This is a genomic window from Variovorax sp. 10N432, from assembly GCF_056394465.1.
Genome location: NZ_JBFTHX010000048.1, coordinates 22,300 through 42,299 on the forward strand (window position 1 = coordinate 22,300; position 20,000 = coordinate 42,299).

At 62.0% G+C, this 20,000-nt stretch carries 20 protein-coding genes and 1 pseudogene; 13 read left to right on the forward strand and 8 right to left on the reverse strand.

Going from position 1 to position 20,000, the window contains the following annotated elements; all coding sequences use genetic code 11:
• Positions 1 to 102: 102 nt before the first annotated feature.
• Together AC1DF3_RS32350 and AC1DF3_RS32355 are read right to left on the reverse strand one after the other, a co-directional pair.
• Positions 103 to 1,110 (reverse strand): Bug family tripartite tricarboxylate transporter substrate binding protein, encoded by a 1,008-nt coding sequence (locus tag AC1DF3_RS32350; RefSeq protein WP_478142150.1) that lies wholly within the window; start codon positions 1,108 to 1,110, stop codon positions 103 to 105.
• Between the two features lie 71 nt (positions 1,111 to 1,181).
• Entirely contained in the window at positions 1,182 to 1,778 is a 597-nt protein-coding gene (locus AC1DF3_RS32355; RefSeq protein WP_478142151.1) for a 3-hydroxyanthranilate 3,4-dioxygenase, read from the reverse strand.
• Positions 1,779 to 1,790: 12 nt separating this feature from the next.
• Here AC1DF3_RS32355 and AC1DF3_RS32360 point away from each other — a divergent pair, with 12 nt between their 5' ends.
• Entirely contained in the window at positions 1,791 to 2,708 is a 918-nt protein-coding gene (locus AC1DF3_RS32360) for a LysR family transcriptional regulator (protein ID WP_478142152.1), read from the forward strand.
• A gap of 8 nt (positions 2,709 to 2,716) precedes the next feature.
• On the opposite strand, the gene AC1DF3_RS32365 is transcribed toward AC1DF3_RS32360, so the two are convergent.
• From AC1DF3_RS32365 to AC1DF3_RS32375, 3 genes are all read right to left on the reverse strand, one after another.
• On the reverse strand, positions 2,717 to 3,520 hold the full coding sequence (locus tag AC1DF3_RS32365; RefSeq protein ID WP_478142153.1) for an aspartate dehydrogenase: 804 nt from the start codon (positions 3,518 to 3,520) through the stop codon (positions 2,717 to 2,719).
• Between the two features lie 135 nt (positions 3,521 to 3,655).
• A complete protein-coding gene (locus AC1DF3_RS32370) occupies positions 3,656 to 4,609 on the reverse strand; it encodes a dihydrodipicolinate synthase family protein (protein WP_478142154.1) in 954 nt (317 codons plus the stop codon).
• A 493-nt stretch (positions 4,610 to 5,102) separates the two neighbouring features.
• On the reverse strand, positions 5,103 to 5,780 hold the full coding sequence (locus tag AC1DF3_RS32375; protein WP_478142155.1) for a GntR family transcriptional regulator: 678 nt from the start codon (positions 5,778 to 5,780) through the stop codon (positions 5,103 to 5,105).
• Positions 5,781 to 6,018: 238 nt separating this feature from the next.
• On the opposite strand from AC1DF3_RS32375, the gene AC1DF3_RS32380 reads away from it, so the two are divergent.
• From AC1DF3_RS32380 to AC1DF3_RS32435, 12 genes and pseudogenes are all read left to right on the forward strand, one after another.
• A complete protein-coding gene (locus tag AC1DF3_RS32380) occupies positions 6,019 to 7,341 on the forward strand; it encodes an aromatic ring-hydroxylating dioxygenase subunit alpha (protein ID WP_478142156.1) in 1,323 nt (440 codons plus the stop codon).
• Between the two features lies 1 nt (position 7,342).
• Positions 7,343 to 7,816: an aromatic-ring-hydroxylating dioxygenase subunit beta gene (locus tag AC1DF3_RS32385; protein WP_478142157.1), complete on the forward strand. Its 474-nt coding sequence runs from the start codon at positions 7,343 to 7,345 to the stop codon at positions 7,814 to 7,816.
• A 7-nt stretch (positions 7,817 to 7,823) separates the two neighbouring features.
• Positions 7,824 to 8,351 carry a V4R domain-containing protein gene (locus AC1DF3_RS32390; RefSeq protein WP_478142158.1) on the forward strand — a complete coding sequence of 176 codons (528 nt, stop codon included), beginning with the start codon at positions 7,824 to 7,826 and terminating at the stop codon, positions 8,349 to 8,351.
• Between the two features lie 7 nt (positions 8,352 to 8,358).
• Positions 8,359 to 9,978, forward strand: coding sequence for an AMP-binding protein (locus AC1DF3_RS32395; RefSeq protein WP_478142159.1), 1,620 nt, complete (start codon positions 8,359 to 8,361; stop codon positions 9,976 to 9,978).
• A complete protein-coding gene (locus AC1DF3_RS32400) occupies positions 9,975 to 11,147 on the forward strand; it encodes a thiolase family protein (RefSeq protein ID WP_478142160.1) in 1,173 nt (390 codons plus the stop codon). Before AC1DF3_RS32395 ends, AC1DF3_RS32400 begins: the two co-directional genes overlap by 4 nt.
• A complete protein-coding gene (locus AC1DF3_RS32405) occupies positions 11,144 to 12,415 on the forward strand; it encodes an SDR family NAD(P)-dependent oxidoreductase (protein ID WP_478142161.1) in 1,272 nt (423 codons plus the stop codon). The genes AC1DF3_RS32400 and AC1DF3_RS32405 overlap by 4 nt, the downstream gene beginning before the upstream one ends.
• Positions 12,415 to 13,206, forward strand: a complete 792-nt coding sequence (locus AC1DF3_RS32410) for a cyclase family protein (RefSeq protein WP_478142162.1) — start codon at positions 12,415 to 12,417, stop codon at positions 13,204 to 13,206. The genes AC1DF3_RS32405 and AC1DF3_RS32410 overlap by 1 nt, the downstream gene beginning before the upstream one ends.
• Positions 13,207 to 13,244: 38 nt before the next feature.
• Entirely contained in the window at positions 13,245 to 14,027 is a 783-nt protein-coding gene (locus tag AC1DF3_RS32415) for a cyclase family protein (protein WP_478142163.1), read from the forward strand.
• Positions 14,028 to 14,066: 39 nt separating this feature from the next.
• On the forward strand, positions 14,067 to 16,253 hold the full coding sequence (locus tag AC1DF3_RS32420; RefSeq protein ID WP_478142164.1) for a thiamine pyrophosphate-dependent enzyme: 2,187 nt from the start codon (positions 14,067 to 14,069) through the stop codon (positions 16,251 to 16,253).
• Complete coding sequence (locus AC1DF3_RS32425) at positions 16,243 to 17,787, forward strand: indolepyruvate oxidoreductase subunit beta family protein (RefSeq protein ID WP_478142165.1); 1,545 nt, start codon at positions 16,243 to 16,245, stop codon at positions 17,785 to 17,787. Before AC1DF3_RS32420 ends, AC1DF3_RS32425 begins: the two co-directional genes overlap by 11 nt.
• Positions 17,788 to 17,799: 12 nt before the next feature.
• Positions 17,800 to 18,234 (forward strand): acyl-CoA thioesterase, encoded by a 435-nt coding sequence (locus AC1DF3_RS32430; RefSeq protein WP_478142166.1) that lies wholly within the window; start codon positions 17,800 to 17,802, stop codon positions 18,232 to 18,234.
• A gap of 94 nt (positions 18,235 to 18,328) precedes the next feature.
• A pseudogene (locus tag AC1DF3_RS32435) lies at positions 18,329 to 18,715 on the forward strand (transposase); the annotation flags it as partial.
• A 170-nt stretch (positions 18,716 to 18,885) separates the two neighbouring features.
• Here AC1DF3_RS32435 and AC1DF3_RS32440 read toward each other — a convergent pair.
• The 3 genes from AC1DF3_RS32440 to AC1DF3_RS32450 form a co-directional block, all read right to left on the reverse strand.
• Complete coding sequence (locus tag AC1DF3_RS32440) at positions 18,886 to 19,134, reverse strand: hypothetical protein (RefSeq protein ID WP_478142167.1); 249 nt, start codon at positions 19,132 to 19,134, stop codon at positions 18,886 to 18,888.
• 7 nt (positions 19,135 to 19,141) lie between these two features.
• Positions 19,142 to 19,723 (reverse strand): plasmid pRiA4b ORF-3 family protein, encoded by a 582-nt coding sequence (locus AC1DF3_RS32445; RefSeq protein WP_478142168.1) that lies wholly within the window; start codon positions 19,721 to 19,723, stop codon positions 19,142 to 19,144.
• 2 nt (positions 19,724 to 19,725) lie between these two features.
• Positions 19,726 to 20,000 (reverse strand): transposase domain-containing protein (locus AC1DF3_RS32450; RefSeq protein WP_478142169.1); only part of this gene is annotated, 275 nt, incomplete at its 5' end.

The following is a 20,000-nucleotide window of genomic DNA, read 5'->3' on the forward strand; positions in this document are numbered from 1 at the left end:
ATGCCCCGGCGGTGGGAAAGTGAACCTGCTGCGAAGAGCAGCCAGTCGCCTGGATCGTCTTCATCCTGGCGACGCGTCATTGGAAAGAAACCGGCTGTCGGGTCATTCAATGGATACACCGGTCTCGACGATCAACGGTTTCATCTTGCTGGCTTCATCGCGAACAAAGGCATCGAACTGCTCGGGCGACATGGAGACTCGGCTGTAGCCTTGATCAGAGAGCTTCTTCCAATTCTCCGGATTCGACACCGCTTGTTCGAAGGCTTCATGGATCTTGTTGATGATGGGCCGTGGAGTGCCCTTTTTCACCGCCACACCAAGCCAGAAGTCCATGACGAGCGACGGCAATCCGATCTCCGCGGTTGTCGGAACGTTCGGCAGAAAGCTATTGCGGCTGGAGTCAGCAACGGCCAGGGGAACCACCTTGCCGGTTCTCATCATGTTCAGGGTTCCGGGGACCGCATCGAACAGCAGGTCGATCTCTTTCGTCATGATGGCCTGCATGGTCGGTGGGAATCCCTTGTACGGGACGTGGGTGAACTTCGCGCCTGACGCGCTCCTGGACAACATATGCCCCAGAAGATGTGGTGCCGTGCCTGGGCCGAAGGAGCCATAGAGGACGCTTTCATTTGGCGAAGACATGACCTGTTTCAACGACTGGACGCTGTTGATCTTGCCGGACACGTTCGCAAGCATCACTTGGGGAGCGCGGGCGAGCATGGTGACGCCGTCGAAATCCCGCGCCGGAAGATAGATGCTGTTCTTGTACAGAAACGGATTCACGCTGAAGTCTCCGGTCTGTCCGACAAACACGGCGTAGCCATCGGCAGGCGAGGACATCATGTCCGCCACAGCGATCTGCGACCCGCCGCCCGGCTTGTTCAATATGACGATGGGTTGCCCCAGCTTTGTCGTCAGCTCCGGCCCGATCGTCCTGACGAACGTATCCACTGCGCCTCCCGCCGGGAAGGGAATCAGGATTTTGATCGGCTTGTTTGGATACGAGCCTTCCGCCGCGTGCGATGGCAGGGCCGCTCCTCCGAAGATCCCTACCGCAGCTGCGAAAAGGACGGTTCTGAGAATGGGGTGCTTGGAGCCGTGAGCAGTCATGACGTTTTCCGTTGGTTGATTGAGAGTGGGTCGAACTTGTTTTGGGCTAAAGGATTCATTGCGCTGGGCGCTCACGACGCCTTCGATGTCGGCACGGCTGCAGCGGCATGATGAGCCGCCAGGTCGGCATGCCACTTGCTCCAATCCTTGGCAGGATGAACGGCTCCGCAAGTCTTGCAGGTGCGCTCGGCATCGCTGGTTTCGTAGAAGTCTGCGAAAACCTTGGGCAGATCGCTCACAATGCTTTGCAGCTGCAGTTCCTTTCGAACGACGAGCGAGCCGCACACGGCGCAAGCCCATTCGAATGCGTCCTTCACGCCCATCGGGCGCGATCGCTCGATCACCGTGCAGAGGCTGCCGGGCTCGGGGCGCTGGGGCGAGTGGCGCACGTGAGCCGGCAACAGGAACGTGTCGCCCTCTTTGAGAGTCAAGCGCTCGAACTTTCCGCGATCCAGCAGGAGAAGATGTGCGGTGCCGCGGAACTGGTGAAAGTACTCCTCGAACGGGTCGTCGTGAAAGTCCGAGCGCTGGTTGGGACCACCCACGACCGTGCAGATCAGGTCCGAATCCGCCCAGATCTGCTTGTTCCCCACGGGCGGCACGAGGCTCTCGGCGTTCTCGGCCAGCCAGTTGTCAAAATTGATGGGTTCACCGTACTTAAGGTTCATGCTCACCTCGTCATGAAAAAAGAAAATAGAAACATCTCATTGAAGCAAATGAGGGCCTTCGTCGCCGTGGCTCGGGCCGGCAGCTTCACGCGCGCTGCCGATCAACTGTTCATCACGCAGTCGGCGCTCTCGTCCCTGATACGCAACCTCGAATCGGAACTCGATCTGCGATTGCTGGACCGGACCACGCGGCGCCTGGAGCTCACCGACGCGGGAACGGAGCTGCTGAACTCCCTCGAGCAACTGCTCAGTGACCTGGATCGGATGACGTCCGACCTGCGCGACGTCAGCGTCATCCGGCGTGGGCGTGTTCGCATCGGCGCGACGCCGCTTCTGGCGTCCACCTTCCTTCCCGTCGCCGTGCACGCCTTTGCCGAGCGGTACCCGGGAATCACCGTTCGGGTCTTGGATGACGCTTCGGCCAAGCTGATGCAGGCCCTGGAGCAGGGAGATATCGATCTGCTGATTGCGACGCTGGATGGAGAGCACCCGGAGCTCGCCTCGACGGTGGCTCTGACGGATGTGATGGTCCTGGTCTGCCGGCGTGAACATCGATTGGGCGACGCGCTGGAGGCAACGTGGAGCGACCTTCTCTCGGAACCCGTCATTGCCATGTGCAAAGGAAGCGGGTTGCGGGCCATCATGGATCAGACGATGGAGTCGATTGGCGCAACGGTCAATCCTTCCCAGGAAGTCAACCATGTGTCCACCGCGGTGGCCATGGTTGCAGCGGGTATGGGTATCGCGGTGCTGCCGGCCTACTCCGTGCGGTTCGGCGAGGCGGCGGGGGTACGGGCGGTCCCGCTGACGTCGCCGACGGTGCAAAGGCACGTCAGCCTCGCGACACTCAAGCGCAGAACGCCTTCGGCCGCGACACAGGCCATGGCCGAGCACCTGCTGGAGTTTGCACGCAGGCAGGGCGGGCTCTGAGGCGAAAGTCACGGCTCGCCCCAATGCGAGCCGACTGTTTCCAGGATGCTGAAAGCGGTGACTCGAGAAGATTTCGGATTGGCTGGCAGGGGGTTGTTCTCGACAGAAAGGCGGATCGTTCCTGCAGCGCCGTGCGCCGTGAGCTCGTGACGATTGGTGTGGGCACCTGGATCTGCCACCAGTTCGACGGTGACGGCCAGCGGGTCTCCGACGGCGAGGGCAAGCGCCGCGACGACGTTGGCGTTCTGCGGGAAACGCGCTGCCGCTTCTTCGGCGCCACCGCGAAAGAACACGGTGCTCCGGTCGATGGTTGGGAGATCGGCCATGCTCTCCGCCGCAGTACCGCGCCAGGCGGCCACGGGTTTGCTCCCGCGGTAGTTGACGTGGACAGGACCGACACGACGTGCGGCGCGCAAATAGTCGAGCCCCCCGAGCGCCCCGGCGGGAATGAGCAAGCGACTTTGCCCTTGACGAGCGCATTCCCACAGGCGGGTGCGAAGCGAAGCATCCATCAGCGCGCCCACCGAGGCCGCAACCACGTCGCAGCCCGCGTGAAGGCAACCGGGCGCGTGGCTTTCGAGGGCCGCCTGGCCTGCCACCTCCACCACCAGGTCGGGGTCGGCGGCAAGCAGATCCTCAATGTGATTCCACGATGTGTGCAGGCCGGCATGGGGCACGGTGCCCGTCACCAGGGCACCGAGGAATTCGACGCCCGGCAGGTGGCCGGCTTGCAACTCGCCTGCAATGACCTGACCCAAGGCACCAAAGCCAATGAGCGCGATGCGACGGGGAGTTCGACGTCCTTGCATCATCGTCCTTCTTCAGCTCGCTGGACCACGCCGTGGGTCGGCCGGGCGCGGCAGGAAGCCCCCGAGCGGGGTCGAAAATGCGTGCTCCCTTTGAGAGCAATTGCGCCGGATGTGGATGCAAGTCCGAACATGCTCGCCTCAGCAAGACAGGCCGCTTTCGGCGAACATCTGACGGGTCAACGCCCGTTGTTGTTCGGTGAGTTCAAGCAAGGGACGGCGAACCGGACCTCCGACCTGACCAAGCAGCTGCTGCCAGTACTTCGTGTGGGCCTGTGGCGTGCCGGCGGGACGACCCTTGCGGAAGGCCTGGCGCGCTGGTTCGAGGCTATCGCGGACTGCACGCGCCTCGGCATAGCGACCTTCGAACGCGAGCTTCGTGTACTCGTGTATGCGTTGGTCCTTGGCCGTCTGAAGAAGAAGCGGGGGGGTGGAACACAGATAGAGGCGCCATCCGAGATCGATGATGTTGTCCAGCCATTCCTCTTCGGAGGCGGTGCTGACTTGAATCCGATCGCCCACCAGCTGGGTCAGTTCTGTATATAGCTCGCGCGAGACGCTGTATTTGATGGCGACGATGTTCGGGAGCTCGGCGATCCTGGCGCACAGCTTGGGCGACATGATGTACCCGCAATCCGGGTGGTTCCACATGGCGATGCCGATGTCCAGCGTCTCGCTCAAGTGCCGGTAGTACTCATAGACAGTCGCTTCGACGTCATTCGCGAAATGCAGCACCGGACTGTGCACGACGATCCAGTCTGCGCCGACTCGTTCCGCGTGGCGCGCCAGATCAATCACCACGTCCAGATTGGTGTCGGAGCAGGACATCACGGTGCGTGCGCGTCCCTGGCAAGTTTGTGCAGCGATCTCAAAAGTTCGCTTTCTCTCGGGCACCGACATCGAGAAGAACTCGCCCTGCTTCCCGGTCACGAACAGCCCCGCCACCTTCAATGCTCCGATCCAGTGGTCGATGTTTCGTGCGAACCCCTGCTCGTCGAAGGAGAGATCGGCGCGGTACGGTGTCGTGCTCGCAGCCCAGACGCCGGTGAAGTGCTCTTTCGCGTATTGCTGGGCGTTGTCCTTCGTGTACTTCATTTGCTCTTTCTGCTGGTTCAGCGTGCCGACGGCGCAAAGGGCGCACTAGCTTGGCCGCATCGGGTGGGAAGATCCTGCAAGGGGCAGGGGAGTGGCCGGCTCTTCATGGACGAATGGCGGCGGCGCCCGGCGGAGCCGCCAAGGGGCATCACCGCAGTCGGATTCCGCCCGTGCAGCATGGCGGCACGACCACCAGACATCACCGAGCCGCAGCTTGTGAGATGGTGGGTGCAACGAGATTCGGCCATGTCCTGAATTACAGACCGCCTGGCGATCGGCAACAAACGGGAAATTTCGAACGACTCAGAAAGCGGCTCTCTGAATCACCCGATCTTTGCCGGCTTTGCACACGTCCTCAACCGTCCGAGCGGCCGAAGACCCCCGTTGAGCCTTGATCGGAGAGCACCAGATCGCACAGCTTGGGCATCGGTCCCTTTGGCCAGCAGGTGACTCCAGACGCCCTGGCGCGTTTTGCGCCGAGAGTTCCGACTGCCTAGGATTGGCCGGCGTTTCGGACCGCCTCCGCGAAGTCCCGTTGGGCGGCGACGACCAGTCGAAGCATGGCATCGTGGGCGGCCACACTGTCTTTGCGCGCAAAAGCGCTGCGCAGTTCCTGGTAGCCGGCGATGACTGCCAGTCGCCGCGGGGAATCCCCAAGCGTCATGCGTCGCACCAGCGCCACCTGATCCGCATAGCGCGCGATGCCTGAAGCCAGGCGGGTATTGCGAACCGCGGCAAGCCAGGCGTCCCGGAACTGGCGACCGGCGCCAAATGCTCCGGTCGCGTCATTCATCGCGTGCGCCCGCTGGGCCTCAGTGATGGCGGCGTCAACCTGCTGGAGCTGACTGGCGGTGATGTCTCGAGCGGCGAGGGCGGCGGCCCGGGGCTCAAGAAGAAGCCGCAGCTCGAAAACATCCTCGACGTCTTGCGACGTCAGGGTAGGCACTTTGTAGCCGCGGGGGGTGCTCACCAGATAGCCCTCGGCCACAAGTTGGAGAAGCGCCTGGCGCACGGGCACGCGGGACACGCCCAAATGATTGGCGATGTCGGCTTCAACGAGTCGCTCACTCGTGCCCAGAAGGCCACCCCGCAAGCGCGCGAGAAGGTAGTCATAGGCTGCTGCGCTCAAGCTGGGCTGAGTGATGACGGAGTTTTCTTCTTTGACTTGCATGTGAGCGATCGGGTGCGAAGCCGCGAGCTTAAGGCGCCCCACCGGAGATTTCGAGGTGTCGAGGGGTTGGCGCAGCGCACGTCTCCTAGGGACCCGTCGCGCCATAAGTATACTGAAATAGCGAGATTTGAACGACAAGATGCTCGTAGATACTAGGGATTACCCGCAACTACGTGAAGAACCATTTGAAATCTTTCGCCATCTCGGTATACTTTAAATGCCACAACATGACATTGCCATGATCTTGGAACAAGTTGATCCCGCCCGGATAGCGGCGCTCGTACAGGGCGACAAAGTGCACAAAGACCTCTATCTCAGCGATGAGCTCTTTGCGATCGAGCAGCGAGAGCTGTTTGGCAACACCTGGTCCTTTCTTGGGCACGCCAGCCAGATCGCCGAGTCCGGGGACTTCTTCACTGTCGAGGTCGCAGGTCAGTCCTTGATCGTGCTTCGCGATGACAAGGGAGAGATTCGTGCGCTGCACAATCGTTGTGCCCACAAGGGAGCGCAACTGCTCACCACCGAGTCTGGTCGGCTGACCGGGCGCTTCTTGCGCTGTCCCTACCATGCATGGTCGTATCGGCTGGACGGCGCCCTGGCGGCCTACCCGCTTCGCTCGGGCTACGAAAACACCGGGCTCATGGCCTGCGAGTCGGGGCGGGGTTTATCGCCGGTCGCTGACTTGCATATCTACCGCGACTTCATATTCGCGCGGCTGAACGCCGGCGGCCCGAGCTTTCACGACTACTTTGGCGACGTATTGCCCACCATCGACCTGATGGTCGACCGCTCTCCCGTCGGCCGCCTGGAGATTGCCGGCGGGGTGTTGCGCAGTGTCGTTCACTGCAACTGGAAGCTCTACCTCGAAAACGTCAACGACTCGGTGCACCCGGTTTCAACGCACGAGTCTGCGGTGCGGGCAGCGCAAACGGTCGCACGCGACCGCGGGTCGGAGCCGATGCCGCTGGCTTTCGAGCAGATTCTTCCGTTCGGAGAGCGGTACGAGTTCTTCGAAGGAATGGGCGGCAAGGTCTTTCCGAATGGCCACAGCATCTCCGGCACCCGCTTCAGTGTTCACTCGGGGTACGGGAACCTTGGGCAGTACGTTCAGGACTTGCAGGCAGCGCATGGTGAAGAGAGAGCGAAACAGGTGCTGGAACAGGCCCCTCAGAACACCGTCCTCTATCCCAGCCTTGCCATCAAGGGCTCTCCCCAGACCATACGGGTCATTCGGCCTGTCGCCGTCGACAAGACCGTCATCGAAGCCTGGAACTTCCGCACGGTCGGGGGTCCTGACCTCCTGCTGGATCGCGCACTGACCTACAGCCGACTGGTCTTCTCGCCGATGTCGGTTGTGGCACACGACGATCTCCATCTCTTCGAGTCACAACAGAAGGGCCTGCAATCGGGGCCCAACTCGTGGGTGAGCCTGCATCGTGAGCATGAGCCCGGTGAATCCGGCCAACAGACTGTCGAGACGAGCGGCACGAGTGAGCTGCTGATGCGTAATCAGCATCGCGCATGGGTCAAGTTCATGACGATGAACATGAAGGAGGCATGAGATGTCGGTGCCAGAGTGTGTCGAGCTGATCTATCGAGAGGCGTTCCTGCTCGATGAAAGCCGCTATGAGGAGTGGTTGAAGCTGTTCTCGCCCAGCGGGCGCTACTGGGTTCCCCTGAGCAAATCCCAGGTCGAAGGTGACGCGCAGCTTTCGATCGCAGACGAGGACATGGATCTGCTTCGCTTGCGCATCGAACGACTGGCATCCGGCCGAGCGCATTCGCAGCAACCCCCCAGCTTCATGCAGCACGTGCTACAGCAGCCCCTGCTCGGCGAACAGGGTACCGACGCGGACACGTACGTCTTCCGGACCGCATTCACCTATTCGGAATGCCGACAGGATGACGTTGTCGTGCTGCACGGCCACTACGTTCACCGGCTGGTTCGCCTCGATGGTCAATGGCGCATCGAACTCAAGCGGGTCAACCTGGTCAACGCGGCAAGCCGCCTGCCGATGATTCAGCTCTTTCCCTGAGGCCAGAATGACCACATTGGCGCTTCACGACCGACTGCGATTTGACGTCGAGAACGGGCAGGTACTGGATGCCGACCGGCGATACGTCCTGCTGCGCGCAGACGTGCTCATGGGCATCTTCGAAGGCTTGTCCGAAGGCGCGGCTCAGGATGCACTGACGGCGTTTCGCGACTCGGTGAACCGCTACGGAAGTGCCAGCGTACGTGCCTACGAAAACCGCGCCGACTCCGATCCCGCAGCCCTGCTGGCCAGCGTCGCGGCCGGTGCCGCCTCGCTCGGTTGGGGGCGATGGCAGATCGACCTCGGCAGCACCACGTGCCGACTGCGCGTCTTCAACAGTCCATTCGCTCAAGCCCACCGGGCGAAGGGAAAGGCATGCGCCGCGATCGTTGGCATGTTCTCGGCTGTTTGCAGCCACATCTGGCGAGAGCCCGTCCTCGCGAGCGAGGTCCACTGTTTCGCGTGCGGAGCACCTTCTTCCGGCCTGGAAGAGCACATCTGCACATTCGAAGCCACCCGTCAACAATCAACTTGAGCAATCGATGAGCACTGTCTACGAACGATTCTGCGCTAGCGCTTTGCAACGCGGGGATGCTGACTTCCTCTGTGTTGAAGAAATCACAGCAGCCCACTACGACATCGAAGCGCAAACCATCTCCTGGCGCGCTGCGAGCGAGCGGGTCCAGACGCTGAAGGAGGCCTACGCTGAAGCCGGATACGGCCATGGGCATCGCGTCGGTCTCTTGCTCGAAAACCGACCGGACCATCTGTTTCATTGGCTCGCCCTCAACGCATTGGGCGCTTCGGTGGTACCAATCAGCGCTGAGATGCGCGCGGCCGAACTGGAGTATCTGATCGGGCATGCGCAGCTGGCACTGGCCATTGTCCTGCGGAGCAGGCTCGAAGTGGTGCAAAGAGCGGCGGCGGTGGTCGAAATCCAGACCCAAGTCGCGACGGCAGAGGCGACGGACTTTCCGCGACCCGCAACAGAAGCGCCCTTGTCCGCCCGGCCAGGTCTGCAAAGCGAGTGCGCGTTGCTCTACACCTCGGGTACCACAGGGCGTCCCAAAGGCTGCCGCCTTTCCAACGACTATTTCTTGCATATCGGCGACTGGTACACGACGCTGGGAGGCTGGTGCCCAGTGCGTCCACACGAAGAGCGCATCGTCACGCCGCTGCCGATGAACCACGTCAACGCCATGGCCTTCACCGCCATGGCCGTGATCACCTCCGGTGGCTGCCTCATTCAACTGGACAGGTTCCATCCCAAGACCTGGTGGAAAACCGTGCGCACCACGCGCGCCACCATCTGCCACTACCTGGGCGTCATGCCGGCCATGCTGCTCGGGGCAGAACCCTCCGACATGGATCGGTCCCACTCGCTGCGCTGGGCTTTTGGCGCGGGTGCTGCGCGTCAGGACCATGCCCGCTTCGAGGAACGCTTCGGGTTCCCGCTGGTTGAAGGATGGGCCATGACAGAAACCGGCGCGGGCGGCGCCATTCATGCCAATGTGGGTCCGCGCGAAGTCGGCGTCAATTGCTTTGGCGCCTCGAGCAAGGACGTCGAGGTGCGCCTGGTGAACGACGATGGCCAGGACGTCCCCGATGGCACGCCCGGCGAACTGCTCGTGCGGGCGAGGGGAGAGGATCCTCGTCGCCATTTCTTCTCGGGCTATTTGAAGGATGAATCCGCTACCGAAGAGGCCTGGGCGGGTGGATGGTTCCACACGGGCGACATCGTTCGCCGCGAAGCGACCGGGAACCTGTACTTCGTCGACCGCAAGAAGAATGTGATCCGGCGAAGCGGAGAGAACATCTCTGCCGCCGAGGTGGAAGGGGTCCTGGTTCGCCACCCCGCCGTCAAGACGGTTGCAGTTGCCGCCACCCCGGACGCGGTCCGGGGAGACGAGGTGATCGCATGCATCGTCCCCAAGGTCCCGATGACGCCGGACGCGCAGGCGCAGGTGGCGCGCAGCATTGTCGAGCTCGCGCTCCAGCAGCTGGCCTACTACAAGGCGCCGGGTTATGTGGCCTTCGTGGACGCCGTGCCGGTCACCAGTTCCCAGAAGATTCAGCGAGGGGAACTTCGTCAGATGGCAGAGAAACTGCCCGGGGCTGCCAACTGCGTCGACACGCGATCCATGAAGACGCGCCAGCCATGATTCCAGGTCGCACAGGCTACGAAGGCGTGGCGCTCGTCGCGCCATTCACGGTGCCCTACGAGCGCTACAGCATCCGCAATGCGCAGTGGTTTGCCGCCCAGGCCTTGCGCGGCCTGCTCAAAGAGACCGGCCTGGACAAGTCGCAGGTCGATGGGATCAGTCTGAGCAGCTTCTTGCTGAGGCCGGACACGGTGGTGGGGCTCACGCAGCAACTCGGCTTGTCTCCGCGCTGGATGGATGACGTGCCCACCGGGGGCGCCTCGGGCGTCATGGCGCTTCGCCGTGCGGCGAGGGCAGTTCAGTGTGGAGACGCCGACATCATCGCGTGCATTGGCGCGGACACCAATCACGTCGAGTCCTTCCGTCAGGGGCTTGCCAACTTCAGCTCCTTTGCGCGGGACGCGACCTACCCGTACGGTGCCGGCGGGCCGAACTCGATGTTCGCGCTGATCACTGACAACTACATGCGTCAGTTCGGCGCGACCCGTGCCGACTTCGGTCGAATTGCCGTGAGCCAGCGAGCAAACGCTGCGCTCAACCCCTACGCGATGCTGCGCAAGCCGATGAGTCTGGAGGATTACATGCGGGCGCGCCCCATCGCAGAGCCCATTCATCTTCTGGATTGCGTCATGCCCTGTGCCGGCGCGGAGGGGTTCCTGGTGATGCGAGAAGAGCGCGCCGAGGCTCTTTCGCTGCCCCATGTGAAACTGCGTGGCGCCATCGAGCGCCACAACGCCTACGTGGACGATCCGGTCATGATCCGCGGAGGCTGGCTTCGGGACCGCGATGAGTTGTACGCGCAGGCGGGCATCTCGCCTGGTCAGATCGATGTGGTCCACACGTATGACGACTATCCAGTCATCGTGCTCATGCAGTTCGAAGGCCTGGGACTGTGTGACCTGGGCGGAGGACCGGCATTCGTGAGGGAGAACACCTTCACCCACGACGGTACGGTCCCGCACAACACGAGCGGCGGTCAGTTGTCTGCAGGACAGGCGGGAGCGGCAGGCGGCTTTCTCGGCCTCACCGAGACGGTTCGCCAGCTGCTGGGCGTCGCCGGAGAACGGCAAGTGAAGGACGCCCGCTGGGGGCTCGTGAGCGGCTTCGGCATCGTCAATTTCGATCGGTGCGTGTGCACCGGCGCTGTCATCCTGGAGGGCGCGCAATGACGTCCGCGGTCTTCCCTCGCAAGAATCCGGTGCTGCGTACGCAGCGCATGAATCTGCCCCCCACGGGGCGCGGTCGTGTGGCCCATGGGCTGACCCGGGCCGCGGCCGTCAGTGATCATCTCGAGCTCCAGGTCTGCGAGGAGTGCGAGACGGTCCAGTATCCGCCTCGCGACGCCTGCGGGACGTGTCTGTCTCCGCACTTGAACTGGCGCAAGCAAAGCCCCTGTGGCGAACTGCTCAGCGTTGCAACACTGCATCACAGCAACCACCTGTACTTTCGCGAGCGACTGCCATGGCGAATTGGAGTGGTACGTCTTGACTCTGGCGCGACGGTCATCGCCTTTCTGACCGACAGCGTGGTCCCGCCGGGCGGCGTTGGCGGCTCAGAGCGTACAAGAGTCCAGGTTCTGCTACGACTTGACCGGGCCGGGCAGGCAGTGCTTGTGGCACAGCCGATTGAAGAACTCAACATTGACTTGAAGGACAAGCTCCAGATGGAAACCGGATGCAACCCCCAGGGGCGGAAGATTCTCGTGACAGATGGAAAGACCGCGGTGGGCCAGGCGATCGTGCGTGCGCTGCTCGATGCGGGCGCCGAGACCGTCTGGGTCGGCTACTCAGAGCCGTGGAAGCGCTCAGAAGAGATCGCGAGGCTCAAAGACGTTCCTGGCGTTGAACTCGTTGCGTTGGATCTCACCGATGCGCGGTCGGTGGCCGCCCTGGGCGGCGAACTCGGAGGCAAGGTGGACATCGTGGTGAGCAACGCGGAAGTGCACCGCACCGAGAGCATTTCATCGCGGCCCGGTACCGACATCGCCCGGGCCGAGATGGAAGTGAACTATTTCGGATTGCTTCGCCTGGCACAGGCATTCGCCCCCGCATTGAAAGGCCGCGCAGCAGATGGACCCGGTCACGCTGTGGCATGGGTGAATCTTCTGTCGGTGTTTGCCCTGTCCAACTTGCCTTCGCAAGGAACATTCTCGGCATCCAAGGCAGCCGCCTGGTCGCTGTCGCAATGTCTGCGCGCCGAGATGCTGCCCCATGGAATTCGCGTGCTGAACGTCTTTCCCGGCCCCATCGATGACGAGTGGAACCAGAACGTGCCACCACCCAAGCTGTCGCCCAGCTCACTGGCAGGCGCGATGGTTCGGGCCCTGACCGACGGGGTGGAAGACCTGTACCCGGGCGATGTTGCTCAGGAGTGGTTCGCGCGCTGGAAGGACAACCACAAGGCGCTCGAGAGAGAGCTCGTCGCGGGAGGGCTGTGATGACTTCCGGCACCATCCTCCAGGCGCTTGCACATGCGCTGCAAACTCGGGCGATCCGCGTGCTCGACCTCACGCAAACCTTGTCTCCGGATTTTCCGACGATCTCCCTGCCGCCCGAACTTGGCCAGGCATGGCCCTTCCGGATCGAGGAGATCTCTCACTACGACGAGCGTGGTCCCGGTCAATACTGGAACAACTTCTCGTGCGGCGAGCACACCGGCACTCACCTGGATGCGCCGGCGCATTGGATTTCAGGGCGTCATCTACCGAATAACACCGTCGACACGCTGGAAGTGCAACAGCTCCTTGCCCCGGCGTGCGTGATCGATTGTTCAGACGCTGCAGCCAAAGACCCCGACTATCTCCTCGGTGTCGAAGACATCCTGGCGTTCGAGTCCCAATACGGTCGCATCCCGGCGGGCGCCTGGCTTCTGATGCGAACGGACTGGAGCAAGCGTGGCGACGCCGTCGCTTACCAGAACTTCGACGAGACGGGGCAGCACACGCCAGGCCCCGGAACGGACGCCGTCAGATTCCTGGTCGAGGAAAGAGACGTTTTGGGCTTCGGCTCGGAGGTGATCGGCACGGATGCAGGGCAGGGCTACCACTTGAAGCCGCCATATCCCTGCCACTCCCTGATGCACGGCGCTGGAAAGCTCGGTCTGCAGTGCCTGACAAACCTGGATCTCTTGCCACCGACCGGATCGCTCATCCTGACGCCTCCGCTGAAGATTCTCAAGGGCTCCGGAAGTCCCCTGCGGGTACTCGCGCTCGTGGAAACGCAACGGTGAGCCTTCGCGCGCCATCCATCAACAAGATCCCCCTGGCCATGAACACACTCCATCAGCTTGCCGAGTCCATCCGGTCGCGCAAGATCCGTGTCATCGATCTGACCCAAACCCTGAGCGAGGATTTCCCCGCGCTGCAGTTGCCTCCCGAGTTCGGCCAGGTCCAGGGCTTCAAGCGCGATCGAATCTCCAGGTACGACGAAGCGGGACCCGATTGGTATTGGAACAACTTCAGCTGCGGCGAGCACACGGGGACCCACTTCGACGCGCCTGCGCACTGGATCACCGGTCGCGAGCAAGTCGCCAATACGGTTGACACGATCGCCGTAGAAAACTTCCTGACGCCCGCCGTGGTCGTCGATGGCAGTGCGCAGGTGGCCGAGGACAGCGACTGGCTGCTCACAAGAGAGTTCCTGGAGCATTGGGAGAGCCAGCATGGACGCATCCCGGCCCATGCCTGGGTCCTGTTCAGGAGCGACTGGTCCAAGCGTGTCGATGACGCGGCCCGTTTCTTGAACACGCGCGAGGATGGCGCGCACACACCGGGGCCCACGCAAGAAGCCATCGAATGGCTCATACGCGAGCGAGACGTGCATGGCTTCGGCGTGGAGACGATCAACACCGACGCCGGCCAGTCTTTCAGGTGGCCATTGGCCTACCCATGTCACACGCTCATGCACGGAGCGGGGAAGTATGGTCTCCAGTGCCTGACCAATCTCGACCTTCTTCCAGTCACCGGGGCGTTGATCTTTTCAGCACCTCTGAAGATTCTCGAGGGCTCCGGCAGTCCGTTGAGAGTCCTTGCCCTTACCGAGATCTCTTGAGCGCACCCCTCCATTTCATCCAGAACCACGAGAAATTTTATGGCAGAACGTTCCTTCAAGCACGAAGTCGAGAAGCTCAAGATCGCGCCCGGCGCAGAGTTCGAGGGCGAAGGCATTCTTGCCGTGACCAAGGCCCTGCTGCAGTCCGGCGTGGCGTATGTCGGCGGATATCAAGGGTCGCCCGTGTCGCATCTGATGGACGTCCTGGCTGATGCGAGCGAGACGCTCGACGACCTGGGGGTCCATTTCGACAGCAGCGCCAGTGAGGCCACCGCCGCGGCCATGCTGGGCGCTTCGGTCCACTACCCCCTGCGTGGTGCAATCACGTTCAAGTCAACCGTAGGCACCAATGTGGCATCGGACGCATTGTCGAATCTTGCCTCGGGCGGGGTGACCGGCGGCGTGCTGGTGATCCTTGGAGAGGACTACGGAGAGGGGTCGAGCATCATCCAGGAGCGCTCGCATGCGTTCGCCATGAAGTCGCAGATGTGGTTGCTCGACCCGCGGCCCAACCACGCGTCCCTGGTGCGCGCCGTCGAGAAGGCGTTCGAACTCTCCGAAGCCAGTCGAACACCCGCCATGCTGACAATGCGTGTGCGGGCTTGTCACTCCCACGGTCGCTTCATCGCTTCCGAGAATCGACGTCCGTCATTCACCGTCAAGGATGCCCTGGATGATCCCCGACGTGACATCCATCGCATGGCCCTCGCCCCGGCAACCTTTGTGCACGAACACGAAAAAATTGCAGATCGTTGGCCAGCGGCGCAGGCGTTCATCAAGGAGCATGGACTTAATGAGGTCTTCGGGGATGCGAACCTCCCTGTCGGTCTGGTGGTCCAGGGCGGGCTCTATAACTCGTTGATGCGCGCTCTGGAATTGTTGGGGCTGGCAGATGTCTACGGAAGAACGGCGATGCCGATCTACGTGATGAACGTGGTGTATCCAGTCGTGGATCTTGAAGTGCAGCAGTTCTTCGAGGGCAAGGACGCGGTTCTGATGCTCGAGGAAGGTCAACCCGAGTTCATCGAGCAGACCTTGCACACCATCGTGAACCGCAAGGAAGTGACGACGCGCGTTCACGGCAAGGACATGCTGCCCAAGGCTGGCGAATACACCACCCTGGTCATGCTCAAGGGCTTGCGACGCTTCCTTCAAAAGTACGCACCGTCGATGCTCGAGCAGGACAGGATCCCTGAAGGCGTCAGGCAGATGCTGGCGCCGAAGGTCACGCCGATCATTCCCTCCATGCCTGGTGTCGCTCTCGACGATGGCGGTCCGGTACTTCCGAGACCGCCCTCGTTCTGTACCGGCTGTCCCGAGCGGCCGGTCTTCACTGCGTTGAAGATGGTGGAGAAGGAGACAGGCAAGCACCACATCAGTGCCGACATCGGCTGCCATCAATTCGCTGCGCTTGCACCGTTTGACATCGGCGCGACCTCGATGGGATACGGCCTGGGCGCTGCAGGTGCGGCCGCCTTGAATACCGGGCAGACGGGAAGGCGCAGTGTCAGCATCATGGGCGACGGGGGCTTCTGGCACAACGGCCTGACTTCCGGTGTTGGCAACGCGGTCTTCAACCAAAGCGACAACGTCATTGTGCTGGTCGACAACGGCTACTCGGCAGCCACTGGAGGGCAGGATATCTTGTCGTCCCGAGGAGCCGGTCCGACCCGGACAGCTTCTTTGCCGATTGCCGAGGCGGTCCGGGGTATCGGCGTCAGATGGATTCGCTCCGTTTCGCGCACCTACGACTTGAAGGCAATGAAAAGGGCCCTGTCGGATGCTCTGACGTCTCCGGATTCCGGGCCGAAGGTGGTGCTCGCGCAATCCGAGTGCATGCTCAACAAGCAACGTCGCACGAAGCCTCAAGTCCGAGATCGATTGAAAGCAGGGGCGCGTGTGGTGCAGGAGAAGTTTGGTGTGGACGCGGAGACGTGCACGGGAGACCACTCGTGCATTCGGCTGTCGGGGTGTCCTTCCTTGACCATCAAGGACAACCCCGATCCACTGCGACAGGACCCCGTGGCCACGGTCGAGTCCAGTTGCGTCGCATGCGGACACTGTGGGGAAGTGTCCCATGCAGCCGTACTCTGCCCGTCCTTTTACCGCATTGAAGTGGTGCGCAACGCTGGATGGTTCGAGCGATGGAGAAACAGGCTGGCGAATTCCGTCATTGATTCGATACAACGCAGCCTGGCTGCTCGGGAGATCAGATATGCAGTCTGAAGCCCGGATTCGACCCCTGACAATTGCCATATTGGCGATGGGAGGTGAAGGCGGCGGGGTCCTTGCGGACTGGGTCGTCCAAACTGCCGAGCGCCAGGGTTTCCATGCGCAATCGACCTCCGTTCCCGGTGTGGCCCAGCGTACCGGTGCGACCATCTACTACGTAGAGATTCTTCCAGTGGTCCGCGGAACCGTGGAGGCTCCGATATTCGCGCTGATGCCGACCCCGGGTGATGTGGACGTGGTGATCGCATCCGAACTCATGGAGGCAGCGCGCGCTGTTCAGCGCGGCCTAGTGACGCCCGATCGCACGCTTCTGATCGCCTCGTCTCACCGGGTCTACGCTCTGCAGGAGAAGATGGCCATGGGGGACGGCCGCATGAACTCCAATGCCTTCCGAGCTCAATGCGAGAGGGCGTCGCACAAGCTTGTGCTTCAGGATTTCGCCGCCGTTGCCGAGAAGGCGGGAAGCGTGATCAGTGCAAGCCTCTTCGGGGCGCTGGCGGCAGCGGGTCTTCCGGGTCTGCCGCGTGCAATGTGCGAGGAGGCCATTCGAGAAGGGGGCGTGGGCGTTGCCACGAGCCTGAAGGCATTCGCTGCCGGATTTTCTGCCGGAACCGATGCGCATCCGGCAGATGGCGAAGCGAGATCCGTCGGTTTGACTCGTGCAGATTCTCGACTTGCAGACCTTGCGCAGCGTATCGAACGGGACTACCCCTCCTCGACGCATGTGATGTTGCATGCCGGAATCGCGAAGACTGCAGACTATCAGTCCAAAGACTATGCGCAGCTTTACCTCGACAAGATGGATGGAGTACACCGGCTTGACACGGCTCGAGGTGACGGCTCGTTCATGCTGACGAACGAGGTGGCGCGCCATCTCGCGCTTTGGATGAGCTTCGAAGATCTTCCCCGTGTCGCGGAGCTGAAGATCCGCAAGTCGAGGTTCGAGCGGGTTCGGCAGGAGATTGGTGCGGCGCCGGGCCAGATCGTGCGCATCAACGAGTACTTCCATCCAAGGCTCGAAGAGATTGCAGATACGCTTCCGCTGGTCCTCGGAAGGTTCGTCTCCCGCTCCAGGCTCGTGAGTTGGCTGCTCGGACCCGTGACGAGGAATGGTCGCGTCGTTCGCAGTTCGTCCCTCACCGGGTTCTTGGTTCTGTATGGCGTCTCCCGATTCAAGGCTGTTCGCAAGTACTCGCTGCGCTACCGCCGCGAGATGAGTGAAATGTCCGACTGGCTCGGACGCATCGAGAGCGCGGCCAGCCTCGACTATGGCTTGGCTTGCGAGATCGCCCAATGCCAGCGCCTCATCAAAGGCTATAGCGACACCCATGCCCGTGGCATGCGCAACTTCAAGACCATCATGTCTGCGATTGCGCGGCTGCCTGCCGTGGATGCGGCATCCAAGGTCAGGGAACTTCGGGAGGCCGCGCTGGCGGATGAGGGCGGAGCCGCGTTGGAGGCAGTGATGAAGTCCATGGGCCCTGGTGATTCATCGCCTGGGTTTGGCCATGTGCGCTCTCTTGCTTGACGAGGTGCAGGAATGAAGCGTCACGAGATGAGCGTGGAGATCGGCTTCAAGCACTGTGATCCCGCAGGAATCGTCTTTTATCCGCGTTATGCCGAGATGGTCAACGACACCGTCGAGCATTGGTTCAAGCACGGGCTTGGCGTCGACTTTGATTGCCTGCATCGGGTTCGCCGAATCGCGATTCCCACGGTGAAGCTCAATTTCGAGTTCAAGGCCCCCAGCAGGTTGGGCGAGGCGTTGATCTCCACCTTGATCGTGGTCGCAACGGGTCGAAGTTCCGTCGCGGTTGAGGTGGGTTTCGCGAGCCAAGACAAACGGCCGAGGTTACGAGCCGAGGTGACGTTTGTCTTCGTCGACATGGATTCGATGAAGTCTTTGGAGATCCCTTTTGACCTGAAACGATCGATCGAGGGCTACCGCTCGTTGGCCGAGCCGTCTGTAGGTTAAAGTGTTGAGTTCCATGCAATCCTGACCCCCCCGCGTCAGAATACTTGTCGCCTCCATAGAACCAAGAACCTGGGGGCGGCGATGAAGGACGGTAGTGGCTCGATACGGACAATCATTCAAGGACAGAGCGGTGGCACGGATGCTGCCGCCGGAGAGCGCATCGGTGGAAGTGGTTGCGCGGGAAGTTGGCATTGGCGCGGGAACACTGGATCGCTGGCGCGCGCGGCTTGAGGCGGTGATCACCACGGCGGCGCTGGACGAGGCCGGCAAGAGCGCGTGGTGCCGCGAGCACGGGGTCTACCCCGCGGAGTTGGGCAAGTGGCACGCCAGCGCGACGGCAGCGCTGGCCGAACCCGAGGAAGCGCGGGCCAGCCCGCAGGCCACGCGGCAAGACAAGAAGCGCATCAAGGAGCTCGAACGGGACCTCCTGCGCAAAGACCGGGCGCTGGCCGAGACCGCGGCCCTGTTGGTACTCTCAAAAAATCTCGAGGCGAGGCGCCCAGTCGAGTCAAGAAATAGCCAACTGAAGTAGCGGCTTGGCTTCGATCCGCAGACGAATGCGGTCGAAGTACAGGCTGCTCGTCACAAGCGCAGTGTCTTGCAGGGTAAGCGAGCGCTCAAGACCCTCTTGACGATGGAACCTCGTAGCGACTACAGAAGATCGCTCTCGCCGTCGTTGACTTCATCGATGAAGAGGTCGTCCGCCCAGGCCATCCCGATCGCCTTGTCCAGGCGCTTGAGCAGTGCATTGAAGGTCTCGCCATCGCGGCGCACGAGCATGGCCAAGCAGTTGCTGCCGTCGGCCGCTGTGGCTACGCACTCGTGGGGCGGAAGCGCGCCGATGTTGATGTCACCGCCATCGGCGATCAACGTTTCGATGTTCCTCGTCGATTGCGCCATGGCAGCGTCAGAGCTTGATTGCGGCCAAGCGGTCGTTGGCCTCGATGGAATCGAACGCCTTGGGATCCCAGGTCTCTACGCCGATCCATTCGGCCAAGTTCTCGTGCTCCGGGTCATCGGGATCGCCCATGGCCTGGATGAAGTCGGCATAGCCCGGAATGCCGCCGCAGTCCTCGGGCGGTGTCGCGCATGCGCCGCCGACGCAGAACGGCAGGGGCAGCAGCGGATCGGGTGCGAGCTTCTTCTCAACCTTGATGCGGTGGTCCCAGTAGTCCCCGAAGTCGTAGACATAGCTCAGCGTCGACCGGTTCAGGGCAGTAGCCAGTCGCGTGCTCTCGCTGGTGATCGATCCAGGATCGTCGTACATCGGATCGGGCGTTCCATAGCGCTCGCCGTCGCCGGCGATGAACTCGTGTAGATGCGAGTGGCCCCATCCAAACGCGGCCTGAATGACCAGGTGAAGCTTGAGCAACGTGATCGTCTCAGGCGCCAGCACGCGGCGCCAGACCTTGGGCTTCGTGCCGCGCAACTCGATGTGCAGTTGGAGGATTGCCGGGGACGTCTTGATCCGATGAACCTTGGTCGCCATGCTCAGGCTGCCTCTCGTTGGTCGCCGGCGCGTCGGCCGATGTTCCACGGCAGCAACTCGTCGATGCGGTTGATGGGATGGTCGGCGATGCGCGTTAGCACATCGCGCAGATAGGCCTCGGGATCGATCCCGTTGAGCTTGGCCGACTCCACGAGGCTGTAGATCGCCGCAGCGCGTTCGCCTCCCGCGTCCGACCCCATAAAGAGGTAGTTCTTGCGGCCGAGGCTGACACCGCGCAGCGCACGCTCGGCAGCATTGTTATCGATCTCGATGCGGC